The following is a 26421-nucleotide window of genomic DNA, read 5'->3' as shown; positions in this document are numbered from 1 at the left end:
CGCCGGCCGGCTACTCGCCCTCGCCGCCGGAATCTGGCACAACTGGCTCCTCGGAACACCCAACAAACGATCCCTCATCGCCTACGACCATTAGGACTCACTCATCTAGGCATCAACGGTGTTCTGCACCCAGTACGCCCAAAAAGACTGGCACCAGCGCCTCGGTTCTGGGGTTCACGCCGACGCCATCATGGACCGCATCGGGCACAACACCATCTGGGTCGAGACAGGCGGCCACAACAGGCGAGGACACACCGCCGGCCAGGTCAAGGCACATAGGCTCGCGCGGTCGGGCGCCACTGGCCCCCGACCGCGCGACAGCCTGGCACCACCCGGCAATACCGGTGCCCGGGGCAATATTCAGTGGCCCTAAACCTTCAAATACTCAGTCAAGAGTTCCCTGTCGGGTCCGGCTGCGCCGGAAAGAACCTTCTTTTGAGCCGCTGCGCGGCACGTTCTGACCCCGTTTTTTTCCTTTCCGGCAGCCGATCATAGTTCGCTCCCGGCCCTACGTGCCCAGTTACCGGGACGCGGTCGCAAGCTCCCTTATTTCGCCCCGGAAACCGGGCACTGCGGGCCTCCCGCTCTCAATCGATCTCTCTTGCCGGACAGGCAAAAAACAAGTTGTTTCGAGGGAGAGGACCCCACCATGAACACCGTCACCATCCGCAGCATCCAGATCCACCCGACCGACACCATCACCACCCTGAACCTGGCCTCAGACAGCATCGGGACCGATATCTGCGGTGCCATTGGCTGCTCCATGTTCGACGTCGTCGGCCTGCAAGATGACATCGACCTCTTCGTCGACGACGTGGGACTCATCAACGGGTCCACCCTGAACCTGCCAGCGACCGTGCTCGCCCACCGACTCGGCCGCCCCACGGTGGTTTTCGGCACCGCCATCGCCGTCAGCGTCACCCGAGACGGTGAAACCGTCGGCCTCACCGACACCCAGTACGCCCAAATCCAGCAAGCACTCGCGCAGAAGCCTGACGCCGGGACCGTTGACGCGCTCGTGGAGAGCTTGTCCCCGTTCCCCACCGTGGTGAGCATGCTCCGCAACATCTAGCCGCGACACCGGCTGGCCCCCACAGGCCAGCCGGTGAGGCGCAACCCCGGGCGCTACTCGGGGTGGCTTGTGAATTAGTCAAATATCCGGCGTTAGCGTCCTGTCGGACGTCGTAGAGGCCTGTATTTTCCGGGTTTGATGTTGTGTGGCCAGGTGTAATCGCCGGTGAGGTTGATGTGTTCCTAGCCCAGGGGCGAGAGGAACCTCAGCAGATCCGGGTCGATGTCACCGCCGTTGCTGTTGAGGTCAGTGATGGTGCGGTCGAGGTAGACCGTGTTCCAGAGGACGATTGCGCTGGCGTGGAGGTACCGCTCTTCCCCCAGATCGCCCGCGTGCTGAAGATCAACGAGCTCGAAGCCACCACTGACGACGTGATCGAAGCCGCTGCCAGCATCCTCGTCTCTTCGGAAACTAGCGACACAAAGCGATCACAGAACGCCGCCACCGAGCGTCGAACTCCACACCGTAGCGTCGGATATTCGACTAATTCACAAGCCCCCCAAACAGGACTAACCTCGCCCCAAGACCCGGCACGGAAGCCAGAGCCTGAAAACAACCAGGCACCCGTCCCTCCGGGCCGTGACGGAACAGCGGCGCAGCCGCCGTACCCATCCCCCAGGGGAGCCGCTACGCGGCACGGAGATATCAGAGTGATATCACTCTGAAAGCACGACGGCCACGCCGTCAGAAGCTATATGGAACCGCTTTGCGGCACTGATTACCGGGCATTTTTGTCCTTTCTGGCGGTTCAGCGTAGCTCCCTTNTGTCCTTTCTGGCGGTTCAGCGTAGCTCCCTTCCGTGCCTGCGTCACCCGCAGTGCCGGACGCGCCCTGCGGGCTTATTTCGCCCGGCACTGCGGGCACTTCGGCACTCCCGGTCGCTATCGATTTCTCTTGCCAGACAGGCCAAAAAAACAGTTGTCCACGAGGGAGAGAGAACCCATGAACACGCTCGCCAGCATCACCACCCACGTTCCCACCATCCAACGATTCACTACCGACGCAGGTGCGCGCGGAATCTGGACCATCATCAGCGAGCCCGGAGACAGGGACACCGGAAACCTCATCGCCGCACTGGGCGCGGAAGAAGCCCTGAACGTTCTCCTGCACGGCACCGGCGACGCGGCAGGACTCGACCTGGCCACACTCCGCGCCCGCACCCGGCCCCGCGCCACAACGGGCAACATTGCCGCAGCTTTCGCGGCCGCAGACACCGGGTCGGCAGAACTCATCACCCCCGCCCACCCGCACTGGCCCGCAGGTTTCAACGACCTCGGCACCGCCGCCCCCTACGCGCTCTGGGTCCGAGGTACCACCGAGATCCTGGCCGATCCCTTGAACACAGCCGTCGTCGGGGCTCGAGCCTCCTCCGGGTACGGCGAACACGTCACTATGGAGATCACCGCGGGATTGGTCAGCCGAGGCCACGTGATCATTTCCGGTGCCGCCTACGGGGTAGACGGAATGTCTCACCGGGCAGCGCTGGCTAGCGGCGGGCGCACCGTCGCGTACCTTGCAGGCGGACTCGACCGGTACTACCCCACCGGCCACGACGCTCTGCTCACCCGGATTACTGAGGCAGGCGCGGTTGCCTCCGAAATTGGCTTCGGACAGAGCCCCACCCGGTACCGGTTCCTGATGCGAAACCGGTTGATCGCGGCCGCCGCCCGCGCAACTGTCGTCACAGAAGCTGGCTACCGGTCGGGATCGTTGAACATCGCAACCCACGCCTTCACAATCGCCCGCCCCGTGGGCGCCGTCCCCGGCCCGGTCACGTCCCCGACCAGTGCCGGATGCCACCGCCTGATCCGCGAATTCGGTGCACAGCTCATCACGAACGCTGAGGACGCCGCCGCACTCTAGACCGGGCAGCCGGCCAGCTCCCGAGCTGGCCGGCGAGGGGGAGGAATCCCCCTCGCACTCCCCCGCTGCGGAATATCACGGTGATATCACTCTGATACTGCGACGGCGAAGCCGTCCGAAGCGATGTGGAGCCGCTGTGCGGCGCTGATTGCCGGGCATTTTTGTCCTATCTGGCCAATCATCGTAGCTCCCTCCCGTGCCTGCGTCACCCGCAGTGCCGGACGCGCCCTGCGGGCTTATTTCGCCCGGCACTGCGGGCACTTCGGCACTCCCGGTCGCTATCGATTTCTCTTGCCAGACAGGCCCAAAAAACAGTTGTTCACGAAGAGAAGAGATCCCATGGTCGAGTCCGATTACCGGTACGAGAACACCTACCCGAGGGAGCGCTACGCGGACGGGTGCGCCTGCAGCGGGTGCACCTCGGAAGGGGCCGTGGACACCCAGCCCGGAGAAACCCGCACCGCGACCCGCTACGCCGACAGCTTCGCCTAAACGAGGAAAAAACACCATGCTCACCATCACCCACAGCCACGCAGCCGGAACCATGATCGACGGCACCAGTAAAGGCGACGGAACCGCCGACGTCCTCAAGACCGTTGGTTGGCGTTGGGGGCGCAGCATCAGCGCCTGGTTCGTCCCCCAGTCCCGCGACCGCCTCCCCCAGCTCCACACCATCACCCGCACCCAGAAGGCCTTGGAAGCGGCCGGATTCGAGGTCGAAACCGACATCGACAGCACGCGACGCACGACCGCCGAGGTCGAGGCCGGAAAGATCGGACGTCAGGCCGACCGGGTCGACGCCCTGGCCGCCAAAGCCGACCGCAAGGCCACCGCAAGCGACGACGCGTGGACCCGCGCCCGGACAGCGCTTGACCGCCTGCCCGAAGGAGGAGAACCGATCAAGATTGGCCACCACTCCGAAGGCCGCCACCGCAACGCGATCGCCAAAGCAGATACCGCCATGCGTAAATCAGTTGAAGCCAGCGCCGACGCCACCCACGCCCAGGCACGGGCCAACGCGGCCACCCACACCACCGACGCCCGCTACCGGCCCGTCACCGTGGCCAACCGCATCAACACTCTGGGGGCTGAGCTGCGCAAGTTAGAACGACGCGTCATCGCCCTGCGCTACGACGACGCACAAGGCTACGTCGACGCCACCGCTACCCAGAAGCAGGCCCGAGCAGACCACCTCGCACCCAACCTCGCCGAAAAGCGCGACCAGATCGCGTACTGGGAAGCCGTGCGCGCCGCCCAGATCGAGAGCGGCACGGCCACCAGCTACGACCGCAGCACCGTCAAGAAGGGTGACCGGGTGAAGATCCGCGGCCAGTGGCGCGACGTCGTCCGCGCCAACCCCAAGACCGTCAGCGTCAGCACCGGTTACACGTGGACTGATACTGCCCAGTATGCGGAGATCCAGCAGCTCCTGCGGCCCGAATAACTGCCGCGTAGGCCGGCCCGCCCCGGGGCCGGCCGCCGTGAGGGGGATGTTGCCCCCTCACACTCCCCCACCAGGTGAATCCGGCCTGGAGGCCGGACACACACGGAGCCGGCTGCGCCGGCCTGACTCTTTCAAAACATTTCTTCCCTTGGTGGCCAATCATCGTAGTTCGCTCCGTGCCTGCGTCACCCGCACTCTCGCACGCGGTCGCAGGCTCCCTTATTTCGCACGAGAGTGCGGGCACTCCGGCACTCCCGCTCTCAATCGATTTCTCTTGCCACCAAGGGCAGAAAAACGGTGGACGACAACACAACCATTGCCCACGAGAGAGCTCGGGACCCCGCGCACCTCACCAACCCTGGAGAGAGAACCCCATGACCACCAGCATCCGCAGCGTCAAGATCAACCCGACCGAAACCATCACCACCCTGGACGTGAACGAGGTCAGCATCGGGGCGGACATCATCGCCGCCATCGGTTGCCGGATGTTCGACGTCGTCGGCCTGGAGGACGAGATCGACCTCTTCGTCGATGATGAAGGACTCATCAACGGGTCAACCCTGAACCTGCCCGCGACCGTGCTCGCCCACCGCCTCGGCTCCCGAACGGTCATCTTCGGCACCGCCATTGCCGTCAGCGTCACCGGAGACGGCGAAACCGTCGGCCTCACCGACGCACAGCTCGCCCGAATCCAGGAGTCTTTCGCGCAGAAGCCCGACGCCCGGACCGTCGACGCCCTCGTGGAGAGCCTGTCCCCGTTCCCCACCGTGGTGAGCATGCTCCGCAACATCTAGCCGTGGCCACCGGCTGGCCCTCCCAGGCCAGCCGGTGAGGGGCAACCCGGCGCTACTCCTCCACCGGCACGGTCCGCCGATAGCACTCGGGCGCGTAACACCGGCCGTCGGCCGGCGGCGAGGGGCGAGTCCCCTCGCTCGCCCCCACCAAAGCAACCCGTGGCTCTCGCGGGCCCGTCGACCTGATGAGGGCGGAGACGTTTACTGCTTCGAGGCGGGCTTCCTGGTCGTCGGCGGGGTGGTTCGTGCTTCGGCGGTGTCGGCGCGGGTGCGCTGTTCACGGGCGTCCTGGCGTGCTTCGGCCAGTTCGGTGCGGATCTGCTCGTACTGCTGGTCCTGGCTGGTGCGGAGATCAGCGACCCGCTGATCCCCGTGGACCCGCTCCCGGTCAGCGTCAGTCCGGGCCGCGTCTCGCTCCACACTCACCGTGGCCACCGAGCCACGAAGCTCACTGACCTGTTCGCGTAACGTTTCACGCTCGGTACGGAGCTGGTCCAGCTGCTCCCGGGCAACGACCAGGTCGGCCTCGGCCCGCATGGCCCGCCCCGCTTCCTCGTCAGCGCGGGCGACCGCGCCCCGGGCACGCTCGTCCGCTTCCGCCCGCGCCATGACCGCGGCCTCTGCACGGGCTGTCGCCTCGGTGCGGGACTGCTCGGTCTCAGTCAAACGCACCTGAGTAGCGGCCAGTTGCTCGCGGAGCTCGACCAGTTCCGCCTGCGCAGCCAGGTCCCGGGCCTCCCCCGCACTCCGGGTCTCGGCCAGCTCGACCGTAATCTGCTCCAGCGCCTGGGCCTGTTCGGCCAGTTGTTCGTGGGTCTCGGCCAAGGCGGCCTGCTGCTGCTCGGCGAGTTCGGAGGCCTCGACGGCGGCCGCGTCGGCCTCCACCCGCTCCGCTTCCGCCTGCCGCTGCGCCTGCTCCGCCCGCGTCGCCCGCGCCGACGCCGACGCGACCTGCTCGGCCGCCTCGCTCGTGACGGATTCGATCTGCGCCTCAGCCGCATCGGGATCCGCGACCGTGCGGAGCTCCTCGACCAGGGCATTCAGCTGGGCGCCGAGGTGCTCGACCATCCCCGCGACCTGACCCCGGATCGCACTCGCACGCTGCCGCGCAGCATCCACCGGACGCTTCTCATCCTCGACATCCCGCGCAGGCTCCGTACTCAGGCGCCGGCGTGCTCGCCACGCCGCGGCCCGGTTGTGGCCCTCATCATCGCAATACTCCGGCGGCCGCCCCGTCCCAGCCTCCGCAGCCACAGCAGACCGCTCACACCCCGGAAACCGACACACACGCTGCTCCACCTGCACCAGATTATTTATAACGTCACACTAACAGAACAAAACACAAAACACGTAACAAAACAACGAAAAACGAAACATGAAAGTGCTCACCGTTCGTGTCATTTTTCGAAGTCGTCTGCTGAGAATGCTCACTGGGATGTCAGTAATCCGCTCATCGCGATGTCAGTGAACGGTCAAACTGACGATGTGCGCCCATTCTCGAGACCGTTGGCGCGGGCGGCGCCCCGTCACCTATGTGTAGATCCCCAGACCGCTCCCCTGGCCGGCCCGAAACCGCGTACGGACCGATCTGGTCACTGGCCCCGGCCGAACTCGACTCTTGGTCGCTTCTCGGTTTCGAGGGCCCGCCAGCTAGCCTTTGCTTGAACTTCGTAACTTCGTAACTTCGTAACTTCGTAACTTCGTAACTTTGTAACTTCGTAAGTACGTAAGTACGGAACTTCGCCCACATTCGTTCCTTGGCGCGTTCGCAAGAACCGGCCCAAACGCCTAATGAGTCTGTAACTTCGTGAGTCCGGAACTTCGCAAGTCTGGAACTCCGATTGTCCGGTGTCTCGCGAGTTCGTTACTTCGGAAGTTTGTAAGTGCAACACGCGCAAGTTGAATGAGTCTGTAGGTTCCAGACTCTGGTACTTTCGAACTAACAGACTTAGTAACAACCGAACTTCGATACTTACGGAGTCGTGAACTTACAGAGTTACAGAGCGGAGATCAAATGCGGATTGTTTCAATAGCCAACCAAAAAGGCGGCGCCGGCAAGACAACAACAGTGATGAATCTCGCGAGCGTCTGCGCTGAGAACTCCCGAGTCCTAGTTGTCGACGTGGACCCGCAAGGATCATCAGCGTGGTGGGCCGACAGGGCGGGGGACAGCCTTCCATTCGATGTCGCCGACGACACTGACCCGAGAAATCTCGCCCGGCTGCGGGAACTGCCCTATGACGTGGTCTTCGTTGACACCCCAGGTTCTCTTGAAGGACGAGACGTGCTTTCTACCGTCCTGGGGGAGTCCGACTTCGTGATCCTTCCCACCGAGCCGTCGCCACTCGCTTTTGCTCCGTTGATGGCCACGATAAATGAGGTAGTCGTCCCGGCCGGCGTGAACTATCGGGTTCTGGTCAATCGGGTCGACCCGCGTGTTCCGTCGGACCTGGTTGATGCCCAGGGGCTACTAGATGGAGCTGGCTTTGCGCGATTCGAAGCGGCGATTCGCGATTACAAGATCCACAAGATGGCACCCATTGAGGGCCGTGTTGTAACCCAATACGCAGACGGGGACTCCAGAATCGCCAGCAAGGCGCGCGAGGACTACCGACGAGTTGCCCTCGAGCTCGTTTCCTACTGGGCCAACACCAAAGGAGGCAAGTGATGGCGAGAACGAAACTCACCCAGCTGCTCGGCGATCCAAAACGAGAAGCTGCACAGGCAATCGTCCGCGAGCCGGTTATGACTGAATCAGTACCAGTACCAGTACCAGTACCAGTACCAGCATCAGCATCAGCATCAGTACCAGCACCTGAGATTGCTCCTGCGCCGTCGAGCCGTGCGGCAGTCAAACAGAAGGAGCCAAATGAGGCTCCTGATGTCGGGGGAGGTGCCCACTATCTTTCCTTCGTACGGAAAGAGACTCGCCTACGCGGAGATCAGATGGATGCCCTCGCGGCAAAGGCTCGCCAAATCAACCGAAACAAGACAGACGGCGGGGAGCGCATTACAGACAACACGCTCATCCGCATAGCCGTAGATCTGCTGTTGGCCAGGGCCGACAATCTTGCTGGAAGCACGGAGGATCAACTTCGTAACTCTGTAAGTTCGTAATTTCCTAAGCCGGCAATGCTAATTACCACAGGCCGTCAATCAGATGTTTATCTGATGTAGTGTGTAGGTATGAGTACCGCAACCTTCACTGACCTTCTGCGCAAGCCCAAGGAGGTTCTGGCCCACATCGACGAGGGCCAGGTTCGAATCACGCGCCGTGACGGTGACGATCTGGTGATTCTTCGCGGTCACGATCTTGACGTCCTCGAGAATGGTGTCGCGCTGTCGAGTCGATTGATCCGCGCGATCGGCAGGAACAAGGGCGACGTCGCGGCAGCACTGACCGACTTGTTTGCGTGGACGGGGGAGTTCACTTCCGAAGAACTCAGCGCGTACGCGGCCGAGATCGAGCAGCTGCTCTATGCCGCCAGCGAGCTGGGGACGTTTGAGCGGCTGCTGCGCGCGCAGCAGGAGTGGAAGGAAACAGCCTTGGCTTACGCGATGGGTATGCCACCTGTTGAGCCCATCGAGCTGCCAGCTGTTCCTGTCCGCGTTATCCGACCGTAGATGGCAGGGAAGCGCGGTACCCCGGTTCCGCGACCGATCAAGGGCACCGAGTACGAAATCTTCTTCGGCAGTGCTGCAGCCCAACGCGGTTGGACTGATCTGAAGGCGTCCGCGAAGAATGCCCTGGCAGACGCCTTCGACTACCTCACCGCGCATCCCGCGAAGTACGACCCTGATCGCTGTTACCGACTTCGCGGAGATCTCGAAACGGTCCTGGTCGACGGTGAAGCCCTTCCACAGTGGCAGTACAAAGTGACCGACGGTGCACGGCTCTGGTACGCCGTTCACGAGCCCAATGCGAAGGTGAAGGAGCCAGGACGCGTGTACATCACGAGAGCCGCCACCGGCCACCCCAATGAAACGGACTCGAAGAAGAACTTCCGCTAGCGGTCCACGTCGCGCCACACCCAGCAGCCCGGATGCTGTTCACCCTCACACAACCCTGGGGGAGGGATACGAAGGCGACATCTCACCATGATCCGTCGGGCCGGCCGGTCATCGCAGCGATTTCTGAGAAGGCAACCAGATCCGCTAGTCATCCAACGCGGGTGCGTGCGTAGTATGGCCGACATGGACGACCTTGGTGCGCCGAACTGCGAACGATGCTTGGTCCGCATGGTGATCGAGGGCACAGATGAAGGCCCCTTCTGGTGCTGCCCGGAGTGCGGTGTCGTTCGACTCGTCTGACGTACCTCTTCCCGGCTGTGCCCGGAGGGCGACGGGTTGATTCCATTGCTGGTGAGGTCGGGGGAGCGGTAGCTTCAACAGCATGTGCGGCAGATTCGTGGTTCCCAGCACCACCGACGAGCTGCTGAGCGTCTTCGACGCCACCGGCGACAACGCCGCCGACTGGAAACCCTCGTACAGTGTTGCCCCCACGGATCCGGCGCCGGTCGTGCGCGAATGGATCCACGACGAAACGGTGCAGCGTGACCTGGATTTGGCCTCGTGGGGATTGAAGCCGGGTTGGGCGAAGCAGGGTGGCCCCGCCCCCATCAACGCACGCCTGGAATCTGTGGCCAGTAACGGCATGTTCCGGAGCGCATTTGCCAGCCAACGGTGCCTGGTGCCCATGGCCGGGTACTACGAGTGGCAGCAGATGGACGACGGCAAACAGCCCTACTTCCTCCACAGCGACAGCGACTTGCTGGCCGCGGCCGGCCTCTACGCTGCCCGCCAGGAGGGAGACGTGTGGAAGATCACGTTCACGATCATCACCCGCGCAGCTCGAGACACGTCCGGTGAGATCCACGACCGGATGCCCGTGTTCTTGACCCTGGACGTGTGGGAACAATGGCTGCGCCCGGAGAAGATCACCGACAAGGAAGAAGTCCTCTCGATGCTTGACCGCAGCTCCATCGCTATCGCCAAGACAATGACGGCGTACCCGGTAGCCCGGACAGTCAACAACGTCCGCACCCTCGACAGTGAGGACCAACGACTGATCGAACCAATCAGAATCAACTCCCAGTACCGAGTGGGGAGCTCGATTAAAGTCACGGCCGAAAAGAATCTGTCGACATCCTGAACGACGAGGCGTGGGACATCCCCACCAAACTGTCGGCGCCGACGTACGGTCATCAGATGGATGGCAACCCCGTCCCAATGCCGGCGACGGCCGATACTCTGCCAAACTCGACAGCGGCGCCGGTGAACGAAACCGGTCAGCACAGCGTTTCAGCAAGAGGAGCACCACACAGTGGTAACTGGGGAATTGAAGTCACAGATCGACAAGGTCTGGAACGCGTTTTGGACCGGCGGCATCGCCAACCCCGTCGAGGTGATCGAGCAGATCACCTACCTCCTCTTCATCCGACGCCTCGACGACCTGCACACCCTCGTCGAGAACAAGGCGAACCGCACGGGCCAACCGATCGAGAACCGCGTCTTCCCTGAGGGGAAGGATGACACCGGCCGCGCCCCACGCGACTTCAACGATCTGCGCTGGTCGGTGTTCGCGAACCGGTCTGCCGATGAGATGTTCACGATCGTCGGGCAACACGTCTTCCCATTCCTGCAGCAGCTCGGAGAGACAGGCTCCAGCTATGCCCGCAATATGAAGGACGCCCGCTTCACCATCCCCACCCCGGCGCTCCTCGTGAAGGTCGTCGACCTCCTCACCGCCATTCCCATGGCTGACCGCGACACCAAGGGTGACGTGTACGAGTACATGCTCTCCAAGCTCGCCACAGCTGGCACCAACGGGCAGTTCCGCACCCCCCGTCACATCATCAAGCTCATGGTCGACATGTCAGCGCCCACCCCCACCGACGTGATCATCGACCCCGCCGCGGGCACAGCCGGCTTCCTGGTCGTGGCCGGCGAGTACCTGCGCGAGCATCACCCCGAAATCTTCACAGACACTCTCAGCCGCGACCACTTCAACGGCCCAGCGTTCACCGGGTACGACTCCGACGCCGCAATGGCTCGCATTGGAAGCATGAACCTGATGCTTCACGGTGTCGACAACCCGACCATGGAGCGCGGCGACTCCCTCGCTGAGGACCACCCGAAAACGGATTCCTACACGCTCGTGCTCGCCAACCCGCCCTTCGCCGGCAGCCTCGACTACGAGACCACCGCCAAGGACCTGCTCGACGTCGTGAAGACAAAGAAGACCGAACTGCTCTTCCTTGTACTCACGCTGCGACTGCTGAAGAACGGCGGCCGTGCTGCCGTCATCGTGCCCGACGGGGTGCTCTTCGGCTCCTCGAAGGCCCATAAGGACCTGCGGCGCATCCTGATTGAGGACCACAAGCTCGACGCGGTCGTGAAGCTGCCGAGCGGCGTCTTTAAGCCGTACGCCGGAGTCTCCACTGCCATTCTCTTCTTCACGAAGACCAGCTCCGGTGGCACCGACAACGTGTGGTTCTACGACGTACAGGCCGATGGATTCTCCCTCGACGACAAGCGCACCGAGCTAGATGCCGCGGTGCACGAGCAGAACAACCTGCCCGACGTCTTCGCCCGCTGGTCAGCGATCGCCCAATCGACAGGCGTCGAGTTGGGTCGACCGCGGACCGCGCAGTCGTTCATGGTGTCCAAAGCCGAGATCGTCGCCCAGGGCTACGACCTCTCGCTCAACCGGTACAAAGAGGTCGAGCACGAGGTCGTTGTTCACCGACCTCCGAGGAAGATCCTTGATGACCTCGCCGCGCTGGATGCAGAGATCGCGGCGGGCCTGGCTGAGTTGCGAATCTCGCTGGCGGCGGCAGAATGACTTGGCCAACGGTGCGGCTGGAGGAGATCAGCGAGATCAATCCAAGACTTGGTTCTGTGCTCGACGAAGGCGATGAAGTGTCATTCCTGGGCATGGCTGACGTCTCCGAACACGGTTCGACGAGTTTGGGAATGTCACGAACCTATGGGGAGGTCAAGAAGGGCTACACGGCTTTTACCGACGGCGACTTGCTTTTCGCCAAGATCACACCCTGCTTTGAGAATGGGAAGATCGCCCAGGCTCAGCTGGAGCATCCAATCGGTTTCGGTTCGACGGAATTCCATGTAGTGCGCGCAGATGAAGAAAGGGCGGATGCTCGTTATCTATTGCATCTGATTCGTGGCCCGGAGGTCCGTTCTGCGGGTCAGCGACGAATGACGGGTAGTGGAGGCCAGCAGCGAGTACCCGCTGATTTCCTAAGATCGATACAAATCCCGCTTCCCCCTCTGCCTGAGCAGCGTCGTATCGCGGCGATCCTCGATCAGGCTGACGAGCTGCGCACCAAACGCCGCCACGCCCTAACCCTCCTCGACGAGCTCGCCGACTCTGCCTTCGAGGAACTGCAGACAAGCTCCGCTGAACTGGCATCAACGCACTCTCTTGAGGAGATTGGAATCTGGAGGTCCGGCGGCACTCCGTCGAGAGCAGTGCCGGAGTATTTCGTGGGATCAATTCCTTGGGCAACCTCAGGGGAACTGAACTCGATGTTCATTCGAACAACGAAGGAACTGATCTCGGAGAGCGCCGTGAACCAAAGTGCGGCCAGGTACGTTCCCCAAGGCGCCCTGCTGCTTGGAATGTACGATACTGCCGCTCTCAAATCTGCGATCGCTGCCATCCCAATGACATGTAATCAGGCGATTGCTTTCGGCGTTCTAGACGAACACAAAGCGCTACCTGAGTTTGTCTATTTCGCGGTTCAGGCGAAGCGCGCCGAGGTCTTACTCTTGCAGCGCGGGATTCGTCAGAAGAACCTGAACCTCGGCATTATCAAGGGAATTACTATCCAAGTACCGCCTCTCGACATCCAGCGCGTGTTTCTCGCAGTCATAGATCAGATCAATTCCTTGCGCCTCTCGTTTCTGGTCGGAATCTCGCATTCTGATGAGCTGTTCGCGTCCCTCCAGCACCGTGCCTGCCGAGGAGAACTATGAGTGATCTGGTCGAGTCCGTCGAGCAGCCGAAGTCCATCTCCACGCTTCCGCAGTGGCACGCCTTTATGAAACCGCTCTTGCAGGTGCTCTCTGATGGCAACACCTGGTCGAAGAAGAGTCTTGAGCAGGCCACGCTCGACCAGGCTGGCATCACCGCCGCGGGACGCGTTGAGATGCTTCCGTCCGGTCAGTACCGGGCGCTCAACCGCATTGGCTGGGCCACATCGGCCCTTTCGCAGGCGCAGGCGCTTTCGAAACCGGCTCGGGCTGTCATGCAGATCACCGAAACCGGCCGAAACCTGCTCGCTCAATCACCTGATGGATTCGGCGTGAGGGAGCTCGAGAAGATCCCCGCGTATCAGGCGTACGTTCCGCAGCGCGGCAAGATGCGCGGCGAGGCCTCGGCCCCGGCCGTCTCAATTTCCAGTATCGACGAGGACCCGACTGAGCTCATTGAGGCTGGCGTGCAGGCGTTTGCTGCGGAAGCAGCGGTCGATTTGATTCGCCGGCTGCGAGAGCAGCATCCCGACTTTTTTGAGCAGGCCGTTGTCGACGTGCTTAACATGATGGGTTACGGCGGTACCGAGCAGCGCGGGCGACGTCTGGGCGGCTCGGGCGACGGCGGGGTGGATGGTGTCATCGACCAAGACGCTTTGGGACTGAGCCAGATTTACGTGCAGGCGAAGCGTTACGGGGACGGCAACACGGTGCAACGCCCGGAGATTCAGGGGTTCGTGGGAGCGCTGGCCGGCAAGGGTGCGTCACAGGGCGTCTTCGTGACCACCAGTCTCTTCTCGAAGGGTGCTCGTGACTACGTTGAGCAGATCCCGAACCGTGTGGTCCTCATTGACGGGCCGCGCCTGGCGGAGCTCATGATTCGCTACCGCGTTGGCGTTCAGATCAAACGCACGTACGAGGTCGTCGAGGTTGACGAGGACTACTTCGAGTGAGATCGGTCCCGTTCGTCCGCGCTGGCGGCCGCTAGAGTCAGCCTTGTAAGCGTTTGGGGACCGGGGGATTTCAGCGGTGGGCAATTTCGATTTCGTGACGGCGGCGTGGCCAGAGATCAGTGACGAGGCGCGACGCTCGGAGCACTATGCGTATGGGGAACCGCGGTCGTCGGTCTTCTACGCACGGCGAACCATCGAACTGGTCGTGCACTGGCTGTACCGGGCCGATGACTCGCTCACTCTGCCGTATAACAGGGACCTCTCCAGCCTGCTGTTCGAGCCCACCTTCAAGGCACTCGTCGGCCCGGGCATCCACGCGAAGATGAACGTGATTCGGATGCGGGGCAACGACGCCGTGCACCAGGCCGGCGCTCTGAAACACACGCAGAGCCTGCCCGTGGTGCGAGAGCTCTTCCACGTGCTGATCTGGTTGGCCACCCACTATGCCTCCGCGCCCGAGCTGCGCCCCGCGCCGGGAGTGCTCTTCGACAGTGCCTCCATTCCGCGCCCACAGCCGGGGGCCGCCGCCCGCACACGGGAGCAGTTGCAGAAACTCGCCGACGCCAACGCTGGCAAAGACGCGCAGCTGGCCAAGGCCAACCAGGACAACGACGACCTCACTGCTGAGCTGGCGGTGCTGCGTGAAGCGATGGCCGCGGCGAAGACAGTGAACGCCGTCATCGTCGACACCTATGACTACCGTGAAGACGAAACCCGGCACCTGTTCATCGACCTGCTGCTCGGCGAAGCCGGCTGGCCCCTCACGGATACTCGCGATCGCGAGTTCCCGGTCACAGGTATGCCCCGGGCTGCCGGGGCAAAGCGGGACGACCCCGGAAAAGGGTTCGTCGACTACGTGCTCTGGGGAGAAGACGGCCTGCCGCTTGGCCTGGTGGAGGCCAAACGCACCACACGTGACCCGCGAGTAGGTCAGGAACAGGCCCGGCTCTACGCTGACGCCCTCGAGCGCCAGTTCGGTCAGCGCCCCATCATCTTCTACAGCAACGGGTACGAACACCACATCTGGGATGACACCCAGTACCCGCCGCGCCCGGTCGCCGGGTTCTACACCCAGGACCAGCTCGCCCTACTGGTGCAGCGGCGAACGGCCAAGCACCCGCTCGTGAGCACGGGCAGCACCCCCGGAACGAGCATCAACGCGGACATTGCTGGGCGGCACTACCAAGTGCAGGCCGTGACGAAGATCGCCGAGAGCTTCGAGTCAGGCCACGAACGCAAGGCGCTGCTCGTCATGGCAACCGGCAGCGGCAAGACGCGCACGGTGATCGCCTTGACCGACGTGCTCATACGAGCGAATTGGGCCAAGAGAGTGCTGTTTCTCGCCGACCGCATCGCACTTGTGAACCAGGCGACCGGGCAGTTCAAGAAGCACCTTCCGGACGCCGCACCGGTGAACCTGCTCACGGACCGCGATTCCGACGGCCGAGTCTTCGTCTCCACCTACGGCACGATAATGGGCCTGATCGACCAGGGCGGAGCCGGGTCAGAAGGCGGTCTGCGCCGGTTCGGCCCCGGCTACTTCGACCTCATCATCATCGATGAAGCCCACCGGTCGGTATACCAAAAATACGGCGAGATCTTCTCCTACTTCGACTCCCTACTCGTGGGTCTGACCGCGACACCGAAGGACGAGGTCGACCACAACACGTACAGCCTCTTCAATCTCGAAGACGGCGTACCCACGGACTCCTATGAGCTCGGCCAAGCCATTGCCGACGGATACCTGGTGCCGCCCGTCGCCCGACCGATTGCGCTCGGGTTCATGGCCCGTGGCATCCGCTACGCGGATCTGACCGCGGACGAACGTGACCAGTGGGATCTACTCGACTGGGATGAGGGCCTCGTGCCCGACGAGATCGACGCGGCCGCGGTGAACAAGTGGCTGTTCAACGCCGACACCGTCGACAAAGTACTTGAGGTCCTCATGACCGAGGGGCGCCGGGTTGCCGGCGGAGACCGCCTCGGCAAGACGATCGTGTTCGCGAAGAACAACGAGCATGCCAAGTTCATCGAAGCCCGGTTCAACATCAACTACCCGGAGTACGCCGGTCAATTCGCCCGGGTCCTCACCTACAAGACCGAGTTCGTGCAGAACCTGATCGGTGAATTCTCCAAGACCGACAGCGCCCCACACATCGCAATCTCCGTCGACATGCTCGACACAGGCATAGACGTTCCCGACGTGGCGAACCTCGTGTTCTTCAAGCCCGTCTACTCGAAAACCAAGTACTGGCAGATGATCGGCCGGGGCACCCGCCTACGCCCCGACCTCTACGGCCCCGGCGCCGACAAAGAAGACTTCATGATCTTCGACGTCTGCGACAACATCGCCTTCTTCAACGTCGATATGCCAGGCACCGTTTCGGGCCAGCCCGAACCGCTGCGTCAACGGTCCTTCAAAGCGCGGTTGAATCTCCTGCGAGCGATCGATGCGCTCGGCTCAGCTGACGCGAGTCAGCGGACCCTGCGCGGGTCGGTGGCCGCAAGCCTGCACGGCGCCGTCGCCGGAATGAACCACGGCAACTTCCTCGTCCGCCGGCACCTGCGCCACGTCGAACGCTTTGCCGAAGCCGGGGCTTGGACCACCCCGACCGGTGAGGACTTGGACGCAGCGGCCGAGAACCTATCCGGGCTTCCATCCTCCAAGGATGCCCTCGACACGGACGAGACAGCCAAGCGCTTCGATCTGCTCGCCTTACGCGCCCAGCTCGGGGTCGTGAGCGTTGAACCTGACGATGTGAACGCGTTCATATGGGCGAAGACACGCCTGCAAGCGATCGTCGAGGTGCTCGGTGAGCAACGAAACATCCCCATCATCAAACAGAACCTCGAACTCATTCAGGCCGTCGCCAGCGACGAATGGTGGGAGGGTGTGACACTCGGTCTGCTCGAACTGATGCGACTGCGGTTGCGGAGCCTCGTGCGCCTCATCGACACAACCAAACAGGCGATGGTCTACACCGACTTCCAGGACACACTGGGTGAGCTTGAGCCGGCGGAGATCCGCATCGCAACGCCCGGTGTGGATCGTGAACGGTTCCGGGAGAAGCTCCTCGCCTTCCTCCGCGAACACCAAGACCAGGTGGTGTTGCACAAGTTGCGCATGGGACGCCAGCTCACGAGCCTCGACCTCGTTGAACTCGAACGCATCCTCACCGAGACCGGCGGCTTCTCGGCCGCAGAAATCGCATTCGGAACCGCTGAAGCCAACGGGCTCGGCCTGTTCATCCGTTCAGTCGCGGGCATGGACCGGGGCGCCGCCTCCGACGCGTTGGATGCCTTCGTCGGACACGCAACCTTCACCGCAAATCAGCTGGCGTTTGTGAAACTCATCATCGACCAGCTAACTCAACGCGGCGCAGTCGCGACCGGCCTGCTCTACGAAGCTCCCTTCACGGACTTCGCACCCCACGGCCCCGACGAACTGTTCACCGATGCCCAAATAACGAACCTGATCGACGTGCTGCGCCATGTCGCGGCAACTGCTGCCGCGTCGTGAAATGTGAGTTTCGGGCGCTCTTTGGCCGCGTCCTGTGATCGCCAGTTGGCGCATCGGGCGGACTTTCCGCTCCACTATAAAAGCTCAGATCCCGCTTATGGTGTCGGAGAGCGCCTGAGGTGTGGCGATTTCACGTAACCTCGCGGGCTTACCGGGCCGGCGCTCGACTACTCCTTGTACAACTACCGTGGTCGCAGTGTCCATCCAATGGTGAAGTTGGCTGAGTTCTTCCGCCCGCACGCGCACTTCTACGCGACCTACGCCTGACCCGCTTGGCCGTGGCGACTGAATGGCGATCTCACCGAATGGATCGCCGGGCGCGTGCGCGATGAAGGTTATCGGTCCAGTGACTACTCGCAGTGGCTCGCTCTCTCGCGTGGAAAGGAGTCTGACGGTCTTGGCGACCAGATCCCGAGCGTCGGATGGAATTCGGACGAGAACTGGCGTGTCGTCAGCAACCGTCTCGGAGGGTGCCCACGCGAAGCTTGTCTCGAGCCAGGACACGCTCGGCTCAGAAAGTGCCCGGTTCATTTGAGCAAAGATCTCTTTGCTTCCACCCGCAATGACAACCGGTATGAGATCAGCTGCACGCGGTTCACGGGCGGGCCGAATGACCTGCTGCTCGAATACCGATATGGCCTGAGCAAGGGTACGAATGACCCTTCGCTCGTCAGATTCTGGACGAACGGAATCAAACATTTCTGTTCCCAAGGTCGCCTCTGCCTCTGGCAATGGCTCGTTAACCTGCATTAGTACCGGGAACACAAAACTACCGACCTCCGTGTGTCCTAGCCGGGCGCTTCGCGCCACCTCGTCGCCGAGTGTGCTGTAGTTGCTGCCGATCGATGAACGGGGTCGACGGGAGGTTGTTGCAGCAGCACGGATCATTCCAAAGGCCGAAGTGATTACGGTTGCGCCGGCTTCAAGTGGAATTGTCTGAGTGCCAAAGCGGTCGTTGTCTACGCGAAACTTGGTGACATCGAACTGGACCAGATCAACCGCCTGCTCTGTTTGTCGAACTTTTTCACCGTGGGCCGTGGCTATTCGCTCCATCACGTCGGTTGCTTCGAACGAACCGCGGTGCATTGTCCGTGGCAAGTACATCTCTGTTGGAGTGTTTGGCAGAGCCCACAAATCAGCGCCGCCTGAAGCCCCTGCTCTGACAAGCGCCCAGCCACGTCGTCGCAGGAGCGCCGCGAGGCCTGCGGACAAATCCTGGGTCATGTCGTGCTCCCTGCAAAGGACTCATAGAAGTCGTAAACTTCGTCGCGCCAGTCATAGAGCGTCTCTGCAGTTAATTGGTCAGCGTGTGTGAACTTCATCGAAGTGGTGTGCAAGGTTCGATCGAATCGCTTAGCGAATGCTACGGCTCGATGGTTGGTGCTTACCGGCGTGCTTTCAATCCAGTCAGGAATTATCGTTGGGACTTTGACGAGCACCACAAAAATGGGGTGATAAGCGCTCGCCCATTTCGTAACCCAGGCGGGTTCAAGTGGCAGTGTGGCTGCACCAGTCCCGACCTTGAAGGTGCCGGTGCACTTCACCTGGACCTCGGCGCTGGCGCGTCCGAATTTCAGAGTCGCGTCAATGGCATCGATATCTTCGTCGGGGGACGTCTCAGCGAATCCGACGCCTGCATGCGCGCACAAGGCTCGCAGGTATGCCACTCCATACCGTCCGCGGCGGCCATTGTCGCTGTAGAAATGATTTGCCGAGGTACTCAACCTCGAGGCTGGTACGCCAAACGCCGGAGTCGTCAAGATGTGTGTCCCCCCACTAATCCCAAAGCTAGCAGGATGACCGCCCGCGTCTTGCCAATGGATCAGATGTGAGTCGGCGAACCAACTGACGTCGGCCTAGTTCCCGCGTTCTTCGCCGGCGATGGAACACATTCGGTACCAGCCGAGTGTTCTGCCAGCGGCTCTACGATTCGACCGTGTCGACAGTGGGCACGCCATTGGCGTCGTACCAGGTTGTTTGCCATGACCCATTGGAAAAGATACGAGTCGAGGTGTCGAGGCGAGCATTGTTGCCGGCAAGACGGGGATCGGCGGTGAACTGCCTCTTCACGACGTCGTCGCCTTCCTCGAACTCATAAATCCAAGTGCCTTCATGTTCGTAGAATTTACCGGTCGTATCGTTGCCTGTGCTCATTGCTCAAACGATAGCGCGCCTGACGAAGCCGACATACATGGTGGAGTGGTCAGTCTTCGCGGCGCCGTCCATGCGCCCGGTGTGGCCGCGATCACTATTTGATCAACCGAGCGTGGCCCAGCAGAGCTGTGGAATCCCGTGAGCGCAGCGATATGTGGCCCGGAGGTTTGCTCATCGCTATTAGTTCGCGCTTCACAAGGTCGCCTAACCGATATGACAAGGTTGGGTACACCCCAAATGGACGTCAGGCGGCGGCATTCAGGACCGTCAAGATAGGGTCGAATTCTTTTTGGTCAACAGTCTTTGATGCGGGGTCCTAGAGTTCAACCTGACAGAACAGGCAGGAGATTCCGTGACGGGCCAACGAGTTGGATATGTGCGAGTCAGCACCCTCGACCAGAACACCGTCCGCCAGCTTGATGGCGTCGCCGTCGACCGGGTCTTTGAGGACAAGGCGTCGGGGAAGGATCTGAACCGGCCCGAACTCGAGGAGATGATCAAGTTCGTCAGAGACGGCGACACCGTTCTTGTGCACTCCATGGATCGCCTTGCCCGCAACCTGGATGATCTCCGCTCTATCGTGCGCCGGCTTACGGCGAAGAAGGTACGCGTCGAGTTCGTGAAAGAGCAACTCACCTTCACGGGCGACGATAACGCGATGGCAAACCTGCTCCTTAACGTCATGGGAGCCTTTGCTGAGTTTGAGCGGTCCTTGATCCGGGAACGTCAACGCGAGGGCATTGCCCTGGCCAAGAGGCGTGGCGCTTACCGCGGTCGCGCCCCCTCACTCGACGCGGCTCGCGCCGCCGAGCTTCGTGGGAAGGCCGCCGCCGGCGTGCCGAAAGCTGTTCTCGCTCGAGACTTTGGGATCAGCCGTGAAACCGTCTACGTCTACCTCCGCGCCGAGGCAGGAAGATTCTCCGCGGAGGCAGCCATGTCTGCCGCTGAGGGAGCGGGACGTGTTCGCGGTACCTCGTCTCCTGGCGTCGAATACACACCAGGTCGAAACGCTGCACAGGGTGCCTGACACGGCTGGCGAAGTGTTGGACGGGCGCTTTCATGAGTCGTCGGCCAACGGGGCAGTCCGGATTCGATTATCGCCGCACTCGACCTGCCCATCGGGCGGCGCGCCACCGACACGCCAAGCTCGACGATGTCGGCTCGATATCGCCATGGCAAGCGTGGCGACGACGTCACGGTGCGGGGGTTGCAGGCCGTTTCGTCCTCACGGTTGAGGTGTCTCTTGCGCCCTCGTCGCCTCATCTCCACACTCCCAAATTAATATGAGGAGTGTTTGCAATGAGGGCTAGAACTCACCCGGCAGAACTGGTCCCGTTTTCAAGCAGCATTAACACGCAAGAGTTACTTACGCCTCCCTCGACGTGTTGAGTATTTGATGCGTACGGTGCTCACCGAAGCCATGAGTTGGAGGAGATCAAACGGCTCAAGCGCAAGGTAAGAGGCAGGGCTTTATCCCGCGACCTCGTCCGCATCCTGATTTCGTGCCTCCTCAAGGTAGGAATAAGCGGTGACGCGAGAGATACCCAGACGAGCGGCGATGCTTTCGATGCCCTTTCTCATCTGCAGAGCCCCCTGGTGGTCCAGCCTGGTGAGGACAGCGGTGCGGTCGTCGCGGTTCATCTGGCCCACGGGTTTGCCGATCTCGCGGATGGCCTCGGTGACCATCGCATCCATCACAGACACCAAGTCCTGTCCGAAGAACTCTTTCGGCTGGTCGTGAGAACTGGACGGAGCTTGCGGCAGCAAGCCGTCGAGCAGGATCCGGGCCTGTTCTATCGTGCTGACGTCGAAGTTCACGCACAACGCGGCGATGATCCGCCCGGCTGAGTTGCGAAAATACACCGAGGAGCAGCGCAACTGGCGTCCATCACTCGTGAAGCCTCGGTATCCAAACGCGTTGTGGTCTGCTCCCTGATTGTGAAGCACGCCGATTCCAAGACTGCTGGAGGGGCCGCCGACTTCGCGTCCGGTAACGTGCCCGTTCTCGATCGCTGCGATCGTATGGCTGAGGTCAGGATCCGGGGCAGAGAGGTCGTGCAGGACCACTTCGCAGCCGGGGCCGGCGGCGGCCGCCATTGCGTGCATGACCGGGCGGAAGGTGGTGAGAATGTCGGCCACTGACTCATAGGCCCCCATGTGCGCAAGCTGGCTCATCGAAGACGGAGTCGAAAGTGCGGTCATCATGTCTCCCTCAGTCATTAGGTCATCATTATTATCCAACGCCTTGAATGCTTACAAATTGTTAAGCGTATAGACATTCTGTTCATATTGGTGTTAGCTTATCCAGTGGTCGCGCGGCGGACAACTCCGGCACCATCTCGCAGATCTGCAGTCAGGGCAAGGAGGCTCTCATTGGTCCAGGTACAAGAAGAACGACGCACGGCGTGGGGTTTTGCAATATCGCCGAAGCAACTCCGCATGGTCGCTGCCGGAGCCATCGGCACGCTCATGGAGTATTACGACTACTACCTCTATGGACTCGCGGCGGCCGTCGTGTTCCCCGCGGTGTTCTTCCCGAATACTGACCCGGCAGTGGCGGTACTCGAATCGTTCGGCAGCTTCGCATTCGGCTTCTTGTTGCGCCCCATTGGTGGCCTCTTCTGGGGTCACATTGGCGATCGATTCGGGCGCAAACCCGCTCTGATGGCTACTGTGATCGGGATGGGGATATGCACGGCCGCGATCGGCCTGACCCCGTCCTATGCGTCGATCGGGATTGTCGCGCCGATTCTGCTGCTGCTGTTCCGATTGCTGCAGGGATTGTTCGTGGGTGGTGAAATGGGGGCAGCTGCGACTCTCGTTGTCGAGCATGCCCCGGTGGGACGGCGCGGCCTTTTTGGGGCGCTCCTGATCTCTGGTGCCGGTGTCGCGAACGTTGCATCGGCCGGCTTCATGGCCCTATTGGGCGCGGGTTCCGCATCGTTCTTCATGGCATGGGGTTGGCGCCTTCCGTTTGTCTTTGCTCTCGTGCTCTCCGTGATCGCCGTGGTACTGCGCTCGAAGTTGGAGGAGCCCGAGGAGTTCAAACAGCACACCCAGGCCGTTGAGCTTGGGCAGGTCAAGCGTACGAACCCGCTGAAAGAGGCTCTTCGTCATCCGAAGAACGCGCTCCTCGGTATTCTCATCGGCTTGCCGCAAAGCATTGCCAGCTACGTCGTGCTGACCTTCGGGATCGCTTTCATCGTTTCCAAGGGCACCCACGCACAGGTCGGCTTCATCGGAACGATGATCGTCGGCGTTCTGCAGATCTTCGCCGCACCGTTCTGGGGGTGGGTCTCCGACAAGGTTGGTCGCCGCAAATTCTACATCACCGCTGCCATCGTCTTCGCGCTGCTGCTTTACCCCGCTTTCGCGCTGTACAGCACGAATGTCGCGGTGCTGATCTGGCTCGGCATGGTCATCGGCTTCGTTATTCCAGGTGTTGCCATGCAGAGCACCCTCCAGACGATGCTCACCGAGATGTTCGATGTGGAGGCGCGCATCACGGGCGTGAACATCGGTTACCAGTTCTCGAACATGCTCGGCGGGTTCGCCCCATTGATCGCGACCGCGCTCTCACTGGCCTTCGGCTCGATCTTGCCGATCATCATCTTCGCAGCTGTTGTCGTCCTCATCGGCGTGATCGCCACGGGGTACGCGTCGTTCCGGCCCGATGTAGAGAACGCGGGTCGACTTCACGCGCTCGCATAGCTTGTGACTGGGGTACCCGAGGCGGCGTAAGTCCACGGGTGCCCTGGCACATGCCCTCAGCCCTCACGAAAAGGAGAAACATTCATGGCGAAGACCGCCTTCCGCACCACGAACGCACCGCAACCCGCCGGCCCCTACAGCCAGGGCATTGAGGCGAAAGGGTTCTTCTACACGGCCGGATTCGGGCCGCAGGACTCTGCCACTGGGAATGTGGCAGATTCCGTCGCCGACCAGACTCGGCAGGTGCTGCGCAACATTCAGGCCGTTCTCGCCGAGCGTGGGCTCACCATGGATGACTGCGTCAAGACCACGGTGCACCTGGCCGATCTGGCGGATTTCACCGAATTCAATGGGGCGTATGCGGAGTTCTTCGCGGAGCCGTACCCCGTGCGCACGACTGTCGGGTCGCAGCTGGCGAATATCCTCGTCGAGATCGATGTCGTCGCCGTTCTGCCCGACGACAAGTAGGCCGCTGAGCCGACTTGCAAGTTCGGGCCGCTCCGCAACCACACCCGCGCGGAGCGGCCCGAACGCCGTTCCCGCGCCGTGTGGGAGCGGCCGAATGCGGTGATTCCGATGCTCGCCGCGGCCGGCTACCCGAGCTCGCGAGCAATCTGCGCCGCGGTGCGCTGAAGGAGCGGGATGTGTTGTTTGATCTGCTCCAGGTCGTGTTTCATGCGGATCGCGGTGAGCGAGAGTGCGCCGACCACCCCCGCCGAAGTCCGGATGGGCACGGCCACGCAGTTGACGAAATCCTCGAACTCGCCGTTGTCCACGGCCCACCGCTGTTGGGCCACGGCGTCCAGCTCGACATTCAGCGCCCTGCGAGTGGTGATTGTCGTGTCGGTGTACCTCTTCCACGTCGTGCCTGCGAGAATGGCATCGCGTCTGGCCGTGTCGAGGTCGGCGAGGATCGCCTTGCCGACGGCGCTACAGTAAGGGCGCACCGGGGCACCGATGCGCGAGTACATGCGCACGCCGCTGACGTCTTCGACCTTGTCGACATAGATGATCGCATCGTCCACTAGTGCGGCCACGTGCACAGTGTTGCCGACGAGCTGGTGTAGCTGGCGAACGTGGCTGTAGGAGGCCTGGCGCAGGTCGAGGTTCTCAAGCGAGGCCTGCGCGAGGGACACGAGGTGGAAGGCGAGCGTATAGGTTCCGTCTTGGCGCCGACGGGCGTAGCCAACCTCCTCGAGCGTCTTCAGTTCTCGGAACATGGTCGAGCGGTGCAGCTCGAACTCCTCGGCGAGCTGAGCGACCGTCTTCGGCTGCGCGGCGATCGAGTCGATGATGCGCGCTGCCCTTTTTACGCTCTGTGACATGGCTTCCCTTACCCTTCCGCGTGTTCGCGCCTGAGGCCCCGGCCCGGTGTGCTGTCCGCGAGTGCGCCGTTGGCGAGTACCGGCACTCCGGCCACCAACACGTCGTTGATCCCGACGGCCTCGCCCAGTGGCTCATCATAGGTAGCGGTGTCTGCCACTGTGCGCGGGTCGACCACGATGAGGTCGGCGATCCACCCGGCAGCAACCCGGCCACGTCGACCCAGGCCGAAGCGAGCCGCCGGTGCCGTCGAAAGGTGAACTACCGCGTCCGACCACGACCATTCCTGCGTTTCGCGCACATACTCGCGCAGGTATCGGGCGAAGGTCCCGCGGGCACGCGGATGCGGATGCGCGCCGATGAAGATGCCGTCTGAGCCGCCCATGTGGCCCGGATGCGAGAAGATGCGGGCGAGTTCGGCGACTGGGCGCTCGTGCCGAACCGCCATGACGGCATTGACTTGCAGGCGGGAGGCGGCGAGCAAATCCAGGGCGAGATCGATGGCGTCGGTGCCGGCGTGGGCCGCGGCATCCTCAAGAGTGAGCCCGTGTGTCCACGCGAATTCCGGCGCAGCCACATGCGCGAGCGTGATCATCGAGGGCCATTCGGGCCCGAGGCTGGCGTTGCGCTCGACAGCCGGGAACCAGTCGCGGCGCAAGCGCTGCCGCTCGGCCGGATCGGTAATGACTTCGACGACGGTGTCGGCCGGGAGCGCCGAGAGTTCCGGCGGCAGCAACGGCATGCCTAGTATCGTGCAGCCCCGGGTGTATGGATACGCGTCGAAGGTTGCGTCGACACCTGCACGTCGGAGAGCGTCGAGCTGGTCATGCACGATATGCGCCTGTGCGTGAAAGTGCGAGATGTGGATGCGCGCGCCGGATGCCGCAGTGATGCGCGCGATCTCCTCGATGCCTGCGGCCGACTTGTCCTCGTATCCGCCGCGCATATGCGTGACATAGATGCCGCGGTTGCGGGCGATCGGCTCGCACAATGCAGCAATCTCGTCTGCGCCGGCAAACAGGCCGGGAACATAGTCGAGGCCCGTTGACAGGCCAATGGCGCCCTCGCGCATGCCCTCGTCGACCAGGGCGACCATCGCCGCACGCTGCGCATCGTCCGCCGGCGTTGTCGATCGCCCACACACCTCCCAGCGTACCGTTCCTGCGGGGACGAGGTAGGCGAGATTCAGCCTCGACCGTCCGTCGACCGCAGCAAGATACTCCGCAACGCCACCGCCCGAGTATCTCGGATGATCGCCATTGATGGCGGCGAAGTACTCACTCGCGTACCCTCCATTACCCGGTGCGTAGGAGATGCCGTCTTGCCCGGTAATCACCGTCGTCACGCCCTGTTTCAGCAGAGACCGCTGCACGGACTCGTCCTCCATAAGGCCGTCGGCGTGGGAATGGGTGTCGACGAAACCGGGGAGCAGGTAACGTCCCCGGCAGTCGATGACATGATCGTCCGGCCCGACGGTAAGGTCCCCGACCGCGCTCACGGTGTCGCCTTCGACGGCCACGTCGGCGCGTCGCATCCCCTGGCCGTCGACTACCGTTCCGCCGCGCATAACCAATCGCATTTTGGGCCCCATT

General features: G+C 62.2%; 23 protein-coding genes and 4 pseudogenes. 19 read left to right on the top strand and 8 right to left on the bottom strand.

Annotated features, from left to right (window positions below; genetic code table 11):
* From E3O19_RS06165 to E3O19_RS06160, 3 genes and pseudogenes are all read left to right on the top strand, one after another.
* A pseudogene (locus E3O19_RS06165) lies at positions 1-94 on the top strand (IS982 family transposase); the annotation flags it as partial.
* 15 nt (positions 95-109) lie between these two features.
* A pseudogene (locus E3O19_RS18805) lies at positions 110-259 on the top strand (ATP-binding protein); the annotation flags it as partial.
* Between the two features lie 390 nt (positions 260-649).
* Positions 650-1072: a DUF3846 domain-containing protein gene (locus E3O19_RS06160; protein ID WP_134566201.1), complete on the top strand. Its 423-nt coding sequence runs from the start codon at positions 650-652 to the stop codon at positions 1070-1072.
* Between the two features lie 92 nt (positions 1073-1164).
* Here the strand turns inward: E3O19_RS06160 and E3O19_RS06155 are convergent.
* Positions 1165-1377: pseudogene (locus E3O19_RS06155) on the bottom strand (Tn3 family transposase); the annotation flags it as partial.
* A 6-nt stretch (positions 1378-1383) separates the two neighbouring features.
* On the opposite strand from E3O19_RS06155, the pseudogene E3O19_RS18800 reads away from it, so the two are divergent.
* The 5 genes and pseudogenes from E3O19_RS18800 to E3O19_RS06140 all read left to right on the top strand — a co-directional run.
* Positions 1384-1473, top strand: a pseudogene (locus tag E3O19_RS18800) (AAA family ATPase); the annotation flags it as partial.
* A gap of 541 nt (positions 1474-2014) precedes the next feature.
* Positions 2015-2935 (top strand): DNA-processing protein DprA, encoded by a 921-nt coding sequence (gene dprA, locus E3O19_RS06150; protein WP_134566199.1) that lies wholly within the window; start codon positions 2015-2017, stop codon positions 2933-2935.
* A 339-nt stretch (positions 2936-3274) separates the two neighbouring features.
* Positions 3275-3427 (top strand): hypothetical protein, encoded by a 153-nt coding sequence (locus E3O19_RS17740; protein WP_166804496.1) that lies wholly within the window; start codon positions 3275-3277, stop codon positions 3425-3427.
* Positions 3428-3443: 16 nt separating this feature from the next.
* Entirely contained in the window at positions 3444-4379 is a 936-nt protein-coding gene (locus E3O19_RS06145; protein WP_134566197.1) for a DUF3560 domain-containing protein, read from the top strand.
* 374 nt (positions 4380-4753) lie between these two features.
* Positions 4754-5173 (top strand): DUF3846 domain-containing protein, encoded by a 420-nt coding sequence (locus E3O19_RS06140; RefSeq protein WP_134566196.1) that lies wholly within the window; start codon positions 4754-4756, stop codon positions 5171-5173.
* A gap of 201 nt (positions 5174-5374) precedes the next feature.
* Here E3O19_RS06140 and E3O19_RS06135 read toward each other — a convergent pair whose 3' ends face one another.
* Entirely contained in the window at positions 5375-6241 is an 867-nt protein-coding gene (locus E3O19_RS06135; RefSeq protein ID WP_166804495.1) for a coiled-coil domain-containing protein, read from the bottom strand.
* 946 nt (positions 6242-7187) lie between these two features.
* Here E3O19_RS06135 and E3O19_RS06130 point away from each other — a divergent pair.
* From E3O19_RS06130 to E3O19_RS06090, 8 genes are all read left to right on the top strand, one after another.
* Positions 7188-7841: a ParA family protein gene (locus E3O19_RS06130; RefSeq protein ID WP_134425523.1), complete on the top strand. Its 654-nt coding sequence runs from the start codon at positions 7188-7190 to the stop codon at positions 7839-7841.
* 518 nt (positions 7842-8359) lie between these two features.
* Positions 8360-8797, top strand: coding sequence for a hypothetical protein (locus tag E3O19_RS06120; protein ID WP_134566190.1), 438 nt, complete (start codon positions 8360-8362; stop codon positions 8795-8797).
* On the top strand, positions 8798-9184 hold the full coding sequence (locus E3O19_RS06115) for a hypothetical protein (RefSeq protein ID WP_134566188.1): 387 nt from the start codon (positions 8798-8800) through the stop codon (positions 9182-9184).
* Between the two features lie 382 nt (positions 9185-9566).
* Positions 9567-10325 (top strand): SOS response-associated peptidase, encoded by a 759-nt coding sequence (locus tag E3O19_RS06110; protein ID WP_134566186.1) that lies wholly within the window; start codon positions 9567-9569, stop codon positions 10323-10325.
* A 186-nt stretch (positions 10326-10511) separates the two neighbouring features.
* A complete protein-coding gene (locus tag E3O19_RS06105) occupies positions 10512-12017 on the top strand; it encodes a type I restriction-modification system subunit M (protein ID WP_338145078.1) in 1506 nt (501 codons plus the stop codon).
* Positions 12014-13171 (top strand): restriction endonuclease subunit S, encoded by a 1158-nt coding sequence (locus E3O19_RS06100; protein ID WP_134566182.1) that lies wholly within the window; start codon positions 12014-12016, stop codon positions 13169-13171. The genes E3O19_RS06105 and E3O19_RS06100 overlap by 4 nt, the downstream gene beginning before the upstream one ends.
* Positions 13168-14121 carry a restriction endonuclease gene (locus tag E3O19_RS06095; RefSeq protein ID WP_134566180.1) on the top strand — a complete coding sequence of 318 codons (954 nt, stop codon included), beginning with the start codon at positions 13168-13170 and terminating at the stop codon, positions 14119-14121. The genes E3O19_RS06100 and E3O19_RS06095 overlap by 4 nt, the downstream gene beginning before the upstream one ends.
* Positions 14122-14197: 76 nt before the next feature.
* Complete coding sequence (locus tag E3O19_RS06090; RefSeq protein ID WP_134566178.1) at positions 14198-17641, top strand: DEAD/DEAH box helicase family protein; 3444 nt, start codon at positions 14198-14200, stop codon at positions 17639-17641.
* Between the two features lie 84 nt (positions 17642-17725).
* On the opposite strand, the gene E3O19_RS06085 is transcribed toward E3O19_RS06090, so the two are convergent.
* The 3 genes from E3O19_RS06085 to E3O19_RS06075 form a co-directional block, all read right to left on the bottom strand.
* Positions 17726-18865 carry a hypothetical protein gene (locus tag E3O19_RS06085; RefSeq protein ID WP_134566177.1) on the bottom strand — a complete coding sequence of 380 codons (1140 nt, stop codon included), beginning with the start codon at positions 18863-18865 and terminating at the stop codon, positions 17726-17728.
* Positions 18862-19308 (bottom strand): DUF4365 domain-containing protein, encoded by a 447-nt coding sequence (locus tag E3O19_RS06080; protein WP_166804494.1) that lies wholly within the window; start codon positions 19306-19308, stop codon positions 18862-18864. Before E3O19_RS06080 ends, E3O19_RS06085 begins: the two co-directional genes overlap by 4 nt.
* Before the next feature lie 256 nt (positions 19309-19564).
* Positions 19565-19795 carry a hypothetical protein gene (locus tag E3O19_RS06075; protein ID WP_134566173.1) on the bottom strand — a complete coding sequence of 77 codons (231 nt, stop codon included), beginning with the start codon at positions 19793-19795 and terminating at the stop codon, positions 19565-19567.
* A 352-nt stretch (positions 19796-20147) separates the two neighbouring features.
* Between E3O19_RS06075 and E3O19_RS06070 the strand changes: the two genes are divergently transcribed.
* The gene (locus tag E3O19_RS06070) at positions 20148-20822 is read left to right on the top strand and encodes a recombinase family protein (protein ID WP_134566171.1); all 675 of its coding nucleotides are present in this window, start codon (positions 20148-20150) and stop codon (positions 20820-20822) included.
* A 443-nt stretch (positions 20823-21265) separates the two neighbouring features.
* Here the strand turns inward: E3O19_RS06070 and E3O19_RS06065 are convergent, their stop codons facing one another.
* Entirely contained in the window at positions 21266-22000 is a 735-nt protein-coding gene (locus E3O19_RS06065; protein WP_166804493.1) for a helix-turn-helix transcriptional regulator, read from the bottom strand.
* Positions 22001-22234: 234 nt separating this feature from the next.
* Between E3O19_RS06065 and E3O19_RS06060 the strand changes: the two genes are divergently transcribed.
* Together E3O19_RS06060 and E3O19_RS06055 are read left to right on the top strand one after the other, a co-directional pair.
* On the top strand, positions 22235-23506 hold the full coding sequence (locus tag E3O19_RS06060; protein WP_134566167.1) for an MFS transporter: 1272 nt from the start codon (positions 22235-22237) through the stop codon (positions 23504-23506).
* Positions 23507-23590: 84 nt separating this feature from the next.
* Positions 23591-23974 carry a RidA family protein gene (locus E3O19_RS06055; RefSeq protein WP_134566166.1) on the top strand — a complete coding sequence of 128 codons (384 nt, stop codon included), beginning with the start codon at positions 23591-23593 and terminating at the stop codon, positions 23972-23974.
* A gap of 125 nt (positions 23975-24099) precedes the next feature.
* Here E3O19_RS06055 and E3O19_RS06050 read toward each other — a convergent pair whose 3' ends face one another.
* On the bottom strand, positions 24100-24831 hold the full coding sequence (locus tag E3O19_RS06050) for an IclR family transcriptional regulator (RefSeq protein ID WP_134566164.1): 732 nt from the start codon (positions 24829-24831) through the stop codon (positions 24100-24102).
* Positions 24832-24839: 8 nt separating this feature from the next.
* Positions 24840-26408: an N-acyl-D-amino-acid deacylase family protein gene (locus E3O19_RS06045; protein WP_241981234.1), complete on the bottom strand. Its 1569-nt coding sequence runs from the start codon at positions 26406-26408 to the stop codon at positions 24840-24842.
* Between the last annotated feature and the right edge of the window lie 13 nt (positions 26409-26421).

The sequence above is a fragment of the Cryobacterium algoritolerans genome (assembly GCF_004402785.1).
In the GTDB taxonomy this organism is placed as follows: Bacteria; Actinomycetota; Actinomycetes; order Actinomycetales; family Microbacteriaceae; genus Cryobacterium; species Cryobacterium algoritolerans.
Note: the sequence above shows the minus strand (reverse complement) of the source record. Positions and strands in the feature narration are given on the sequence as shown.